The organism is Paenibacillus sp. 598K (assembly GCF_003851045.1).
GTDB lineage: Bacteria > Bacillota > Bacilli > Paenibacillales > Paenibacillaceae > Paenibacillus_D.
Genome location: NZ_BFBX01000018.1, coordinates 56782 through 71370 on the forward strand (window position 1 = coordinate 56782; position 14589 = coordinate 71370).

Sequence of the window (14589 nt, forward strand, 5' to 3'; positions counted from 1 at the left end):
GGATCACCAGCTTTCGATTATTCGGAGTGATGCGTTTTGCTTGTAAGCTGATCCATCATATATGCCAGTTGAGCATCGATCTGAGCCTCATCGAGAGCAAGCACTGTACTGGACATACGAAGCCCCTCCAGGCAAAAAATAATATGCTGCGCCGCGGTGGAGGCATTTCCAACAAATTCCTCGTTCTCGATACCGCGTTGAATTATGGTTTGCAGATAAGCTGCAGCAGCTGAAAACCGGCTCTCCAGGGCAGAGGGATCGAGCTGCTGCCGTTGGGCAAAAAGATACTCGTAGGTTGCAATAATTAAACTGTCGGAGGGATGCAGCAGCTCTTGTTTTTGTTGTGCAAGGAACCGCTGCATGAGTCGTGTGGCAGTAGGATTGGGATCTTCAGTATCCGTCGTCTCATCGGAGTGGTTCTCTTTGGCTTGCCTGAGCAGGATCGCTTCATAAATCTCGCTGGTGCTCTTGAAGTACAGATAAACGCCGCCACGGCTGATCTGACAGGCGGCGATAATATCCTTCATGGTTACATCTTTATAGCCCTTTGCTGCGAATACATGCTGCGCTTGTGCGAGAATATAGTTTCTCTTGCTTTCCGCTTTTGGACCCATAGCTCGACCTCCTGACATGACACAAGTGTCATAAATTTATTATATGACATCTGTGTCATGTCGATCAAGTGCAAATTAATCCTGCCTGTAAGCTCGAGGCTGTTCATTACCCCTCCTGGCTAACCCGCCCGAAACTACGAGCAGATCCCCGGTACGCATCAGATCGTCCAGATGCCGGCAGGAGGGGCTGAGTTGGAGCAGCAGTGGCAATCGGTAGCGCCATAACACAGCCCTAAGGCTAATAATGTCTCGTTATCGAAGGCTATGATTATAGCGCATACAGCGGTTTGAAATCGCCTTCCATGATTATATAGGCTCACCCTTCAAAACACCTTTTAATCTATCGTGGAAAAGGTGTTTTTCGTTTGTTTAGCTATGTAAAAACACGTCTCTTTTCACTACAATGAAGTCCGAATCAAGATTTGCTGGCGGCCGCTTGATTTCTTGAAAAACAGACAGAGGTGATTTTCGTATGAAAGTTGATCCAAGCGCTGCAGCACGCCAACGTACCGAGAGTGTATTAGCAAACCGATTTCCGTGGGCCGGCTTGCTGGCCTTGGCGATGGCCGGGTTTATTTGCATTCTCACAGAGACGCTTCCTGCGGGCTTGCTTCCCTATATTAGCGAAGGACTTGGCGTGTCGGAGGCGCTGGCGGGGCAGCTCGTCACGCTGTATGCTCTGGGCTCGCTGGCAGCGGCGATTCCGTTGACTGCGTTGACGCGAGGCTGGAGGCGGCGGCCTTTACTGCTCGGCTGCCTCCTCGGTTTTCTTGTTTTCAATACGATCACCGCGCTTTCCGACCATTATATGCTCACCTTGGCAGCTCGCTTGCTGGCCGGAGTATGTGCCGGGGTGCTATGGGGGATGATCGCAGGCTACGCCCGTCGGATGGTGCCCGATGCATGGAAGGGGCGCGCGATGGCGGTAGCGATGGTGGGCACTCCGCTGGCGCTGGCGCTTGGCGTGCCGCTGGGCACGTTCCTTGGCATTTGGGTGGGCTGGCGCTGGGTGTTTGGAGTGATGTCTTTACTGACCATTGCTCTGCTTGCCTGGGTGTTTTGGAAGCTGCCTGATTTTCCGGGGCAGACGGCTCGGCAGCGATTACCGCTGCGCAAGGTCTTTACGCTTAGGGGGATTCGCCCGATTTTGGGCATCGTCTTACTCTGGGTGATTGCCCATAATGTGCTGTATACCTACATTACTCCCTACTTAGAGCAATCCGGGCTTGCAGGACGCGTGGATATGATCCTGCTTGTTTTCGGCCTTGCTTCGGTCGCCGGTATAGGTCTGACAGGCTTGCTTATTGACCGCAGGCTGCATCGATTAATTGTGCTGAGTACGTCGGGTTTTGCAGCAGCTTCTCTGGCTCTGGGGATCGGAAGCGAACAACCGCTTATCGTATATGTCGGGGTTGCGGTATGGGGGTTGACCTTTGGAGGAGCGCCCACATTATTGCAGACAGCGCTGGCCGAGTCTGCCGGAGAGAATGCAGATGTAGCCCAAGCTATGCTCGTCACCGCGTGGAATCTGGGCATTGGCGGCGGCGGTCTGGCAGGAGGCATCCTGCTTGAGAGCTTGGGCGTTGCCTCGTTCTCCTGGACGGTGCTTGTACTGATGCTGCTTGCGACTGCTACAGCGTTGTTTACAAGAAGCAGCGTCCGTATGTAGAGCTAGGGCTGGGGCGGAGAGTCGGTAACAGGCTCCGATTCCGGCAAGGGCAAGAGATACTTGTGGTCGACGGGCGATGACATCACGATCAGGGTCGTATACGTTCCGTACTTGGCGCTACGATCTCCGAACTGCTCGAGCAATGGGGTCGAATCCGTCCTTACCTTCAGCAAATAGTTGTGCTCGCCGCTGATGCGATGGCATTCGATGACCTCTGGCGATGTACGGCAGAAGTTTAGAAAGGCAGTGCATGCACTTGTATGAAACAACATATATGCGGTCGCGTGCTTTCCGATTTTTTCGGGGGACAGTACGGTTCGATACTCTTGAATGACGCCTTTCTCCTCCAGCCGTCTGACTCTCTCGGTTACAGCGGGCTGCGAGAGTCCGACAAGCTTGCCCAGCTCGGTCATCGAGATTCGGGCCTGGCTCTGCAGATGCGACAGAATTACTTGATCCAATTGATCCATAGATGGTTGCTCCTTTAGTTTATAGTCGCCATTCCCAAACGGCCTTGTTATTCTTGTTAAGATAACGCTAAACGCTCGGAAAATCAATGCCATAAAAGTCTGCATTACGAAAAACCCAAGTTCGCTCCAGCAACTTGGGTTTTTCGTGGTATAGGAAAATACGCTACCAGTTGGAATACAGCGGGCTCGGACCTGGATGTGTAGGAAAATGGGGCAGCACATACTCTGCCAGCTCCTGAATGATTTCAACGGGTGGGCGGCTTGAAAATTGAATGCCTAACGCAGCATGATTTACACCGGCAACCTGCCATTCCTCCAATAACTGAATTAACCCCTTGCGTCCTGTACGTAATATAAATCCACCACGCAGCGGCGTGCGGGGATGATCAGGATCGTCGACCAAATCAATCCATTCATTGGTCATATGGGGCTTGAATGCTCCCCCAACTATTTTATCGCGCCAGGTACTAATTTTCTGAGCCAAACGCTTGGGTCCCGAATGGTCGGCTGTAGCTTCCGGATAGGTTAGCCAACCGTCGCCTTGCTCTGCGATCCAATCAAGCGATTGGCGGCTTGATCCCGTTACAATGAGTGGGATATCGCCTGCTGTCGGTCGCGGCAAGAGCTCGACACCTGACACCTGCCCAAGCGATGAATGAATGGACGGATGACGTTGCCTGATAAGCTCGCGGAAAAAAGCAACGGCTTCCCTGAATCGCTCTCCACGCTCATCTGCATTCATACCATACGCTGGAAATTCAACGGGACGGTCACCCGAAGCAATTCCCATCACCAAGCGCCCACCAGACAAAACATCGATCGACAAAGCGGATTTTGCCAAGTCAATCGGATGGCGAAGCGTAAAAATAGCACTCCCTGTTGCCAGAGCGACATGGCGTGTTTTGGCAGCCAAATAAGAAAGGTAGGCAAATGGATCGAAGAGCTGCCCAGCATCCTGAAAACCAGGATCGTATAAGGGAACGTCTCGTACCCACACGGCGGCAAAATTCAACTCATCGATTAACTGTACAACCTCCGCCTGATCCTTCAAAGCCTCCATCTGACCTGTATAGAACCTTAATGGCAAGAAAATGCCTATCGTTAACTGATCTGGTGCGAACATGCGACGATACCCGGGATGACTCTGGAAGCCTGACTTACTTGCTTGCAATGGATTCCCTCCTAAACGAGATGTGGCTTTCAAGTCTTGCTTGCTTCAAAGGAAGTGATATCATTGTAAACAGTATCTGTCCCTTTTAGTAGTTACAGTTCTAAACATAATAATGGGGTCAGATTGCAATTGCCATGTAGATAAGGAGTGAAAATCATGGATATTACCCTGCTGCTGAACAATCAATCGAAGGAGCCTTTGTATGTTCAGCTCTATCAACATATCAAAAAAGAAATTATGAATGGAAAATATGCTGCCAATACCCGTCTTCCCTCCATTCGTACATTAGCAGGACATCTTCATATTAGTCGCAATACCGTAGAGCTGGCGTACCAGCAGTTAATTGCCGAGGGCTATGTTCTAAGCAAGCCCAGAAGCGGCTTATATGTGATGGCATTGCAGTTGGATACCTTGTCCTTGCAGCGACCAAAGAATGAAGCATTACTGGAAGAACGCGAGCATAAGCTCACTCCCGTCAAATATGACTTTCGGTACGGCGACGTAGACGCTGCGCATTTCCCGCTCGCAACCTGGCGCAAGCTCTCTCATCAATGTCTGCTGCCAGAGCAATCCAGTTTGTACTCTTATGGAGAGTCTCAAGGGGATCGGGCGCTACGTCTTCAATTATCCAGTTATCTGTACAATTCAAGAGGAGTCAACAGCTCAGCAGAGCAAATCATCCTGGGAGCAGGCGTTCAGTATTTGACTGGACTGCTTTGCGGGCTGTTGCGATCTGTCACGGGCACTGCTATTGCAATGGAGGACCCCGGCTATGACGGCTTGCGGACCGTGTTTCATCACCATGGTCTTCAGGTGTACCCTATTGGACTGGAAAGAGATGGGCTCAACATCGACATGCTCTATAACAGCCCTTGTCGCGCCGTCTACATTACTCCCTCACACCAATTTCCGATGGGTACAGTGATGTCGCTTGCAAAACGGATGCGATTGCTGCAATGGGCAGAGGACAAAAACGGCCTAATTATTGAGGATGACTATGACAGTGAATTTCGTTATGTTGGCAAGCCTATCCCCTCCTTGCAAAGCTTGGATACCCATCACCGTACCGTTTACCTAAGCACCTTTTCCAAATGTCTGCTGCCATCCATACGCATCGCCTACCTTGTGCTCCCTCCCTCTCTGCTGAAGCTGCATCACGAGCACAACTACCGCGTATTTGATCAGACGGTCTCCACACATCATCAGCAAACGCTGGAGCTATTTATGCGCAAGGGACACTGGGAGGCTCATATTCGCCGCATGCGCAAGATTTATCATAAAAAGCAGGATGCGCTTATCGAAGCCATCACACAGCTAATGGGCTCTAAGACAACAATTATTGGGCAAGATGCGGGTCTGCACATTTTGCTTCGTGTCCACAACGGTATGAACGAGGAGCAACTGATTCATGCGGCTGAAATGGAAGGCGTCCGTGTATACGCCGTGTCTCCTTTTTGGGCAAGTGCTGCCGAGGCTGAAGCCTCGATGGTTCAAGTCGGCTATGGAGGACTGGAGATCGAGGATATGAGTAAAGGCGTTCAGGCTCTGCATCGCGCATGGTTTCCGGGATAAAGTGGTGACCAAACGTCACTGGTTTTCGACAAGAGGCTCCTATACAGTTTAGGAACAAGCGTGTGAATAGGACTGCAAAAGGAGCGTAGCGGAAATGATGCGAGACATGAAGAGAAAGTTGGCGTTGTGCGCAATGGCGCTGTTACTGACGCTGCCCGTGCTGTCGAACCTGGGAGGCACAGTAGCTGTGGCAGGCGCGACGCCGGGAGAGTATCCGATTACCTATGGCGCCAACGTTAGCCATGATTCTCCGATAATCGACGGAGGCCGGATCGTGTATACGCTCGGCGGCAATGTGTATGTGTACGATGCGACGTCCAAGCAAAAGCGGCAGCTGACGACGAGCGGCAAGGCTTATATGCCGGAAATTGGCGGAAATGAGGTCGTGTGGTCGGAAAATCGCGATGGAACAAACGATATCTTCCTCTACGATCTCGTCGCCAATGAAGAAACGCAAGTTACCCAAACGGGCTCGGTATACGAGGTGAACCCAAAGCTCGCAGGTACGGAGCAGCAGTACATTGTGTATGGGATCGGCAATGGTATCTATCTCTATGACGTAGCCGGTCGAACCTCGCAAAAAATCAACACGATCGACGACAGCGATTACTCGGCTCAGACCGGATATGCCGTGTCGGGCGACCGGGTCGTATGGTATGAACACCGATATAATCCCGCCTCGATGTCCATGCATCTGTATACGATTGGCGGCAATGGGGGAGCGACACCGATCGCGCAAGACGCCAACCTGGCGGTATCCCAGCCCAATCTGGCCATCGATGGGGACAAGCTGGTCTGGGTGGACAGACAGACGGGATCATACCGCGACAATATTTACTTTTATGATCTTTCAGAGGGAAGCGGACGCTTCCTGGATCCCCGCGACAACAATCAGAGCGCTCCCGCCATCGACGGCGACAAGGTCGTCTGGCTCGATAATCGCAGCGGCAAAAACCAGGTATACAGCTATGATCTGGCCGCAGCCTCCGCTGCGTCGGTGACGGCTTCGGATGTGAGTAAAACGAGTGTCGACCTCTCCGGGAGCAACATCGTGTGGGGGAACGGCAAAAATATTTATGCCAGTGCCGACATCGGGCCCAGTCCGATCGATGCCTTGAACCAGGCGGCGAATGCGGAGGAGATCGGCGACTTGCTCGAAAGCGCGGATATCGGCTTGACGTCGCCGGGGGATTACGCCAGTTGGCAAAATTACAAAGATAAAGGCTTTGTCGCCAATGAGGTATGGTCGTCCCGTCCCGCGCAAGGCTACGCCAGCTTGACAGACGTACAGGCTGCCTTTAACGAAGCCGTGCAGGAGCGGCTTCCGATCTCGCGTGTCCATGCTGCACGCAAGCTAACGCCTTTGACCGAGGCGCTTGGCAGCCCCGACCTGGGCTTGGACCTGTCAGCTTATCTGGCGTTAGCGCCGAAGGATCGGGCTGCGGCCATCCAGACCTTCTCGATTAATAACTCTGGCAGCGGCTTTGATAACCTGGAGCAGCTCCAATGGGCGCTGGACGAGGCTGTGCTGGCGTGGTCGACGTCGGAGTTCCGTTATATCGACGACATGGACATGAACGGATGGTTCGGCGATCTGGCGGCGGACAGCCAGGGCAATCTCTATGTCGCTTATACCGATGAGGATCATGGCGAAAAAGCTACCGTTCGACGTTACGACAAAGCAAGCGGCTCCTGGCTGGTCGTGGGCAGCCAAGGCTTCAGCGAGAATGTTGCGAATTCGGATTTTGCGATCGCCTTTGACAGCAATGACATGCCGTATGTTGCGTTTTCGGACCAGGCGCGAGGCAACAAAGCTATAGTAATGAAGTTTAACGGAACCGATTGGGAGACGGTCGGCCAAGCCGGCTTTACGGCGGGAAGTTACCCTTTCTTTTTGAACCTCGCGATCGGTGCGGGAGATGTCCCTTATATTGCCTATTCGGAGACGGGAGGAGGGGGACGCGGGCATGTGTTGAAGTTCGACGGCACGGACTGGGTCCAGGCGGCTTCCAACAATCCCTTGTCTGCCGGTGCGAGATATATTCATCTGGAGCTGGATAGCGCCGGTACGCCTTATATCGGTTTTTCCGCTACTGTCAATATGTCCAGTCAAGCAAAGGTGATGAAGCTGGACGGAACGACGTGGCAGAATGTCGGGACTCCGAACGCAAGCCTGAATCCGTACTATATGGATTTTGCCATCGGCGATGACGATGCCTTGTATATCGATATGATTGTCTCATCCCAATATGTCGTCTTTACCTATAATGGCTCGGCATGGGTCGAGATGGAGCAAGACCGCACTCTTGACGTATTAGCTCAACATAGCTTGATGGTGCAAGGAGAGACGATCTATCTCACCTTCCCGCAACGGGACGACTCCAATCGCGCCACGATTATGAAGCTGGAGGATGGCGTGTGGAAGACGGTCGAAACGCCGGGCTTCACGGATGTCAGTGCCGATGGGGATGACTCGAAGATGCTTTGGGTCGACGATGTTCTCTATTACGGCTTCCTGGTTAGAGGCGGACCACGAGGGAATATGACCGCCGTTATCGCTAATGAAGAGCCCGATGCAGCGCCGGTCTATACATTGGGACCGATCCGGGACGTCGCCTTGCCGACGATCAACGAGAGTTATCTCCCGGGCGAGCAGCCGACAACCGCGATCGCGATCCAGAAAGCCGGAACCGGCGTACTGACCAACGTGAAGGCGGAATTAAGCGGCGAGCATGCATCGTCGTTCGAGCTGACGCAGCCGTCCGGTACCTTGAAGAAATTCAAACCGATGACCCCGCTTAAGATCAAGCCTGTAGACGGGCTTGCCGCAGGCACCTACACGGCTACCGTCACGGTGACGGCGGATCAGGCGGAGGCGGTCAGCTTTATGGTTACCCAGACGGTGGACCTCTGGGCTGGCGAATATACAGTAACCTACGATGCGGGCCTATATGGCGTCATCGACGGTGCGGCAAGCGAAGGGGTGCTGCCTGGATCGTATCCGTCAGCGGTTCCGACGGTGGTGGCAAACCATGGCTATACATTCATCGGATGGAGCAAGGACGGCGGCGCGACCAAGCTGAGCGGCGCGGAGGTGTCGTCTGCGGCCGTGACCGGTTCGGTCACGTATACCGCCTATTACGTATTGATGGGCGATGCCAATGGCGACGGCAAAGTTACTAACGCAGACGCCTTGCTGCTGACCAAGTTCATCAAGGGCTTGACTACGCTGACGGCGGAGCAGCAGCTAGCGGTCGATATGAACGGCGACCAGCAATGGGACGCGGTCGATGTACAGATGATATTGGCATTGTGCGTAGGCAAGGGAGGTCAAACGAATGGTTAAGCGGCATGCAATGATGCATACGGCCTATGGGAGGCTGCTGCTCGTCTGGTTAGTGCTGAGTCTGGTCGTCGGTTCATGTGCGGGCCAGGTGGGAGCCGAGCCGGAGCCGGCATATAGCGGCATGATCGAAGTGGAAAGCGTGGCGGGCGCTCCTGGCGACACGGTGAGCATCACCGTCTCTGCGACGCCGGAGGTTATGGTCTGGGCCTACGACATCACGGTCCAATACGATGCGGCCGTCCTGGAGCTGGTGGCGGATCACGAGGTAACCGACCGGATCGAAGTGGATGAGGCAAGCTCGGAGCTTTTCGACTACAATATGCTAGGTTCCGACCAGATCCAAGTGACCGCATCGTTAACAAGCAATGTGCTGCTGGAGCAACAGGAGCTGTTCACGCTCCACTTCAAGATCAAGGACGATGCGGCGTCCGGGACAGCGACGGTCGTCGTGCCCGATAATCTGGGGCTGCTGTACGAGGGAGACGATCCCGTCGAAGCGACTGCGACGGCGGGCGGAGTCACGGTCACCGCTGCGCCGGCGCGCGCAGACATCGTCATCGACAGCGTGAGCGGAGCGCCGGGTACGACAGTACAGGTGCCGGTAAAGGCGGCGAATGTCTCGGGCGGCATCGCGGCTTATGAGCTGCAATTCGATATCGATCCTGCAGTGATGAAGGTTACGGGAGTCGCGAGCGGATCGGGGAACTATCTCGACTGGAACTTCGATGAGCCGAACGGCTGGTTGAGAGTAGCTTGGGTGGACGACGATGGCGGCGAGACGCCGATCGTGACGGGCGATACGCTGTTTACGATCACGCTGGCCATCCAAGCGTCCGCTGCCGCCGGCGTACAGACGCTGGAGGTGACGGATACGCAGGAAGCGAGGTACTTCTCGATGACCAGCGCGGCTGGGCTGGAGATGGAGAAGACAGCGGCAGCAGGGGAGCTGACGATCACTCCGGTGCCGACGTATACGGTGACCTTCGATTCGCAAGGAGGCAGCGCGGTTGCCGCGCCGGGTCCGGTCAATAGCGGAGCGAGGATCAGCGCTCCCGCCGCGCCGACCAAAGCGGGGTATACCTTCCTCGGCTGGTATAAGCAAGCGTCAGGCGGGGCGGCATGGGACTTCCAGGTCGATACGGTAACGGCTAACACTACGCTGTATGCTCGCTGGGCCCAGGAGAGCTCCAACCCAAATCCGAATCCGAATCCGAATCCGAATCCATATCCAACTACCGAGCCAAGTCCGGGGTCCAACCCTGCAACCGGTAGTGCGGCCGAAGGTGTGGACGTGCTGGTCAACGGCAAAGCGGAGCGTGCAGGGACGGCCAGCACAGAGCAGATCGACGGCAGGCAGGTGACGACCCTCGTCGTGGACGAAGCCAAGCTGCAGCAGCGTCTGGAGGAAGCGGGCGAGCGAGCCGTGATCGCGCTGCCGGTCCTCACCGGAAGCGATGTCGTGATCGGCGAGCTGAACGGACGTATGGTGAAGCGCCTGGAAGGGAAGCAAGCGGTGGTCGAGATTCGCACCAAGCATGCCTTCTACAAGCTGCCGGCGGGACTGATCGACATCGATAAGCTCTCGCGGAGCCTCGGCGCCGAGCAAGCATTGCAGGACATCAAGATCCGCATCGAGATTGCTGCTCCTCCAGCGGAGACGCTGCGGGCTGCGGAGCAAGCGATGACGGAGCAGGGCGTCGCCATTGTTGTCCCGCCGGTCAGCTTTGCCGTCCATGCGGTGTATGGAGACAAGACGGTAGAGGTGACGACATTCGACGCCTATGTGGAGCGTACGGTACGGATACCTGACGACGTCGACCCTTCGCGCGTGACGACAGGCGTTGTCGTCGAGCAGGACGGGACGCTCCGCCACATCCCGACGAGCATTACCCGGATCGATGGCAGCTATTACGCGCGGATGAACAGCTTGACGAATAGCTTGTATTCGGTCGTGTGGCACCCGATGGCATTCGTGGATACGGCAGGCCACTGGGCCGAGGCTGCTGTGAACGATATGGCTTCGCGGATGATCGTCGAAGGGACGAGCGTCGATCGTTTCGAGCCGGATCGGTCGATCACTAGGGCGGAGTTCGTCGCGATCCTGGTGCGCGCGCTCGGTCTGAGGCCGGAGAGCGGCGCGAGCGGCTTCGGGGATGTCGAGGCTTCCGCCTGGTACAACGGCGCGATTCAGTCGGCCCTCGACTACGGATTCATCGATGGCTTCGAGGACGGGTCCTTCCGTCCGGGCGATACCATCACTCGCGAGCAGGCGATCGCGATCCTGGCGCGCGCCTTGGGCATCACAGGCGTCGAGCGCACGGCGGGAGCTGGCGAAGCAGCCGAGCGCGTCGCCGCATTCACAGATTCCGCCAGCATATCGCCTTGGGCGTTGCCTGGCATCACGGACCTGGCGGCTGCGGGACTACTGCGAGGCCGCAGCGACAGCGAGCTGGCGCCTGGCGCGCATATCACCAGAGCCGAAGCGGCTACGCTGATCAGGCGGCTGCTGGTTCATGCGGATTTGATTAACGAATAATCAATCACGATTCGCAAACCAACCATTCACGCAAAACTCGTAACGAACCCCGCTTTTGGATGAGCCGAAGCGGGGTTCTTTTTGTCTTTTTCACTTGGTCACATTTTGTCGAAATATGCTAGAATGAATGATAGACAGGCAGATTATGGGCAAGGGAGGCTTCAGGTCATGAAACCGCTTGATATTGTAATAGCCGATGATGACGAATTAATAAGGATCGGCTTGGAGCTTGTGCTGAGCGGAGAGCCGGATCTGCGTGTGGCGGGGACGGCGTCCGACGGAGCGGAAGCGCTTCGGTTGATCCGTCATCGCAGACCGGACATCGTATTGCTGGATTTGCAAATGCCTGTGATGGATGGACTGACCTGTATCCAGGAAATCCGGAAGCTCTATACCGACTTGCCGATCCTGATCTTGACGACGTACAGCGAAGAAGAATTTATCTTCCGGGCGCTGGCCTATGGGGCGAACGGTTACCTGCTCAAAGGGCTCGACTCCGACCAGCTGGCGAGCAGAGTCCGGGAGGCGGCGATGGGACGGTATTTGCTGACAGCGGAGGTTGCCGCCAGCATCGCCCGTTACGTGCTCAACAGCGACCATAGCATCAAGCAGAGCGGCATCCTTCGTTTTTTCGAACGCAGCCCGCAATTTACGAAAACAGAGCAGACCATCATGCTGCGGCTGCTGAATCGTCTGCCCAACAAGGAGATTGCGGAATCGATGCATTTTAGCGAGGGGACGATCAAAAATTATTTGACGACCATCTACGAGAAGTTGTCGGTCCGAGGCCGCAAGGAAGCCGTCGATTATCTGGAAGCAATGGCCGCCAGAGGACTGCACGGCTAGGGGGTGTCTAGCGGCAGAGCGAGATAAAAGACGCTGCCGTCTTCCCCGCTGGATACACCAACATCTCCGCCATGCCGCCTTGCGATTTCTTGTACAATCGTCAGCCCGAGCCCGCTGCCTTGCTCATTGCCTTCGCGATTTTTGTAAAATCGGAGGAACACCTGGGGCAGCTCTGCTGCCGGGATGCCCCGCCCGTAATCCTCTACCTCGATCACTAGCGCGGGTCGTCCATTGGCATCGCGCCTAATCCGGCCGTTGATGGTTAGTTTTTCGCTGATTCCCCGGCTGAACTTCACCGCATTGCCGACATAGTTTTGCAGCGCCTGGAGGATACGGAATCGATCGACGGTTACCGTAGCCTGGCCATCCTCCCCATTCAGCTCGATATTCATGTGCAGTACATAGTTTTCTTGCTCCAGCTCCGGCTCGAATCGTCTGCGAATCTCGGCCAGCAGCGCATCTGCCGCCACGCGTTCGAGGTGGAAGGGCAGCTCGCCAGACTCCAGCTTGGACAGCTCGAACAGATCCTGAATCAGCCGTTCGATATAAGCGAGCTGCGCCGCCAGCTTGGCCATCATGGACGGATGCCCCGTGCCTTGCTTGCCCTCCGCCATCAGCTGCACATATCTGCGAATGCCCACGACCGGCGAAGCCAGATCGTGAGCGATATGGACGAGCATCTTCGTGCGGATCGACTTGCTTTCCGCCAGCTGTTCGTTTTTGCTGCGCAGATCCTCTGTCCTCGCCCGCACTTTTTCCTCCAGTCCGAGGTTGACCTCCGCCAGCTCGCCCACCAATGCATCGTTGCGTGCCGACAGGAGCGAATAACGATAAGCGACAATCACTGTCTGCGCCAGCAAAAACAGCACCACCGCATAATTCGTCGTCTCGACGGTATTCGCCCAGCCCATATAATAGAAGGTATCGTTGACGATGGCGACGGTAAGCACGAGCAATGCGACCAAATTGATCCGCGCGCCTTCGCGCTGGCGAAGCATCGCCCGGATGCCTACGTAAAAGACAAAATAAAGCAAAATGGCCGCTTTGATCGCCGTCTGCGGCAGCAGCGTCGAGGTAAAGGTATCGGCCGGCTGGGTCAGCACGTACAGGCCAAGTCCGCCCGCAGTCAGATAGGACAAGTAAAGCATCGTCCGATGCGCCTCGCGAGGATACAAATGCTTCATTAACAGAACAAGCAGGATAAAAGCGGTCAGCTCGGCCACATACTCCAGCTTGACCAGCAGCTCCCAGCTGTCGATGCCGAGCAGCAGCTTCGATAAATAGCCGTTCAGCAGCAGCGTCCTGGCCGCCACGGCGACCGTGACCAGTCCCAGGAAGAGCGTCGCCGGATCTCTTTTGCGGATGGCGCAAATGACGAGATGATAGACGCCGATAAACAAAAATCCGCCGATAATAAAAATATCGTATAACAACTCTTTGACGATAAAGGGCGTCAACGCTTCGATGCTGCCATATAACATCTCTCTGCGGATGCCGCCTTCGCGGAAGGAATAGTTGGACACCTGGAGGAGGAGCTCGACCTGCTCTTGTCCAGGCTGGAAATAGATCAGATTAATATGAGACTGCGGCGACTCGTCGCGATCGTCGGCGCCTACGGTGCCCAAGCCGGCATACTCGGCGCCGTCGATCCAGATCCTGTAGGCGCTCCCGATCGAGCGGATAAACAACCCCCGGCTCGTCCCCACCTCGTCTGGAGGGATGCGGAGCAGCAGCCGATAGGTGCCGTGGCCGTGCCCCGTCTCCAGCAAGCCATGGTCCGATGCAGCGCTCCATGAGGCGGGGACCTTGATCATCCGCCTGTCCGCCCCGCCCAGCTGCGGATCGCCGGGCTCCAGCAGCTTCCCGCGATAAAATTCCCATTCGCCGTCCAGCGGCGCCATATCGCTCCCCTGACCGTGCTCGGCGCTGCGTAGATCGAGCACGCCTTGATCGGCCCGAAGCTGCTCCTGCGCAGCATCTAGAGCCTGCTGCCCCTCCGCGGCGGCAATGGCCGCTGTTGCCAGCGGCGCAGCAACCGCGATTGCAAGTCCCATCACCAGCAGCATAATTACAACCCCATACATGCGGCTGGCCATCGTCATATTCCCCCTCGTGCGACTAAAGTCTCATGTCTATGTACAATAGTAATTGCCTTGTGCGATCAGTATAGCACAGATCGCTGATCCAGACTCCGTATGTTCTTCTGGCGTTGAGCCGTTGCAGCGCCAGTTTGGATTTCTTTTGAATCGAAAGTAAAAAGAAATAAATTGACAACATAATCGAAAGTATATAAGATTGAAGTATAATAAAAACGAAGTTTTAGACTTTTGAAAAATGCCAAAGAGGCACGGGATCGAATCTGTAG

Annotated in this window: 9 protein-coding genes; 5 read left to right on the top strand and 4 right to left on the bottom strand. The window is 55.2% G+C overall.

The features are described 5' to 3' along the window. Positions 1-17: 17 nt before the first annotated feature. A complete protein-coding gene (locus PA598K_RS08395) occupies positions 18-614 on the bottom strand; it encodes a TetR/AcrR family transcriptional regulator (RefSeq protein ID WP_185601710.1) in 597 nt (198 codons plus the stop codon). Between the two features lie 472 nt (positions 615-1086). Here PA598K_RS08395 and PA598K_RS08400 point away from each other — a divergent pair, with 472 nt between their 5' ends. After that, the gene (locus PA598K_RS08400; protein ID WP_128656522.1) at positions 1087-2283 is read left to right on the top strand and encodes an MFS transporter; all 1197 of its coding nucleotides are present in this window, start codon (positions 1087-1089) and stop codon (positions 2281-2283) included. A gap of 2 nt (positions 2284-2285) precedes the next feature. Here PA598K_RS08400 and PA598K_RS08405 read toward each other — a convergent pair whose 3' ends face one another. Together PA598K_RS08405 and PA598K_RS08410 are read right to left on the bottom strand one after the other, a co-directional pair. Then, complete coding sequence (locus tag PA598K_RS08405) at positions 2286-2753, bottom strand: Lrp/AsnC family transcriptional regulator (RefSeq protein ID WP_128656523.1); 468 nt, start codon at positions 2751-2753, stop codon at positions 2286-2288. A 163-nt stretch (positions 2754-2916) separates the two neighbouring features. Next, positions 2917-3924: an LLM class oxidoreductase gene (locus PA598K_RS08410; RefSeq protein ID WP_260405318.1), complete on the bottom strand. Its 1008-nt coding sequence runs from the start codon at positions 3922-3924 to the stop codon at positions 2917-2919. Between the two features lie 156 nt (positions 3925-4080). On the opposite strand from PA598K_RS08410, the gene pdxR reads away from it, so the two are divergent. The 4 genes from pdxR (at position 4081) to PA598K_RS08430 (ending at position 12224) form a co-directional block, all read left to right on the top strand. Beyond that, positions 4081-5496 carry a MocR-like pyridoxine biosynthesis transcription factor PdxR gene (pdxR, locus tag PA598K_RS08415; protein ID WP_260405319.1) on the top strand — a complete coding sequence of 472 codons (1416 nt, stop codon included), beginning with the start codon at positions 4081-4083 and terminating at the stop codon, positions 5494-5496. A 106-nt stretch (positions 5497-5602) separates the two neighbouring features. Next, positions 5603-8842: a dockerin type I domain-containing protein gene (locus tag PA598K_RS08420; RefSeq protein WP_185601712.1), complete on the top strand. Its 3240-nt coding sequence runs from the start codon at positions 5603-5605 to the stop codon at positions 8840-8842. Beyond that, positions 8835-11378, top strand: coding sequence for a cohesin domain-containing protein (locus PA598K_RS08425; RefSeq protein ID WP_128656525.1), 2544 nt, complete (start codon positions 8835-8837; stop codon positions 11376-11378). Before PA598K_RS08420 ends, PA598K_RS08425 begins: the two co-directional genes overlap by 8 nt. Positions 11379-11546: 168 nt before the next feature. After that, positions 11547-12224, top strand: a complete 678-nt coding sequence (locus PA598K_RS08430; RefSeq protein WP_185601714.1) for a response regulator transcription factor — start codon at positions 11547-11549, stop codon at positions 12222-12224. On the opposite strand, the gene PA598K_RS08435 is transcribed toward PA598K_RS08430, so the two are convergent. Then, positions 12221-14320, bottom strand: coding sequence for a sensor histidine kinase (locus tag PA598K_RS08435; RefSeq protein WP_185601716.1), 2100 nt, complete (start codon positions 14318-14320; stop codon positions 12221-12223). The genes PA598K_RS08430 and PA598K_RS08435 overlap by 4 nt on opposite strands. Between the last annotated feature and the right edge of the window lie 269 nt (positions 14321-14589).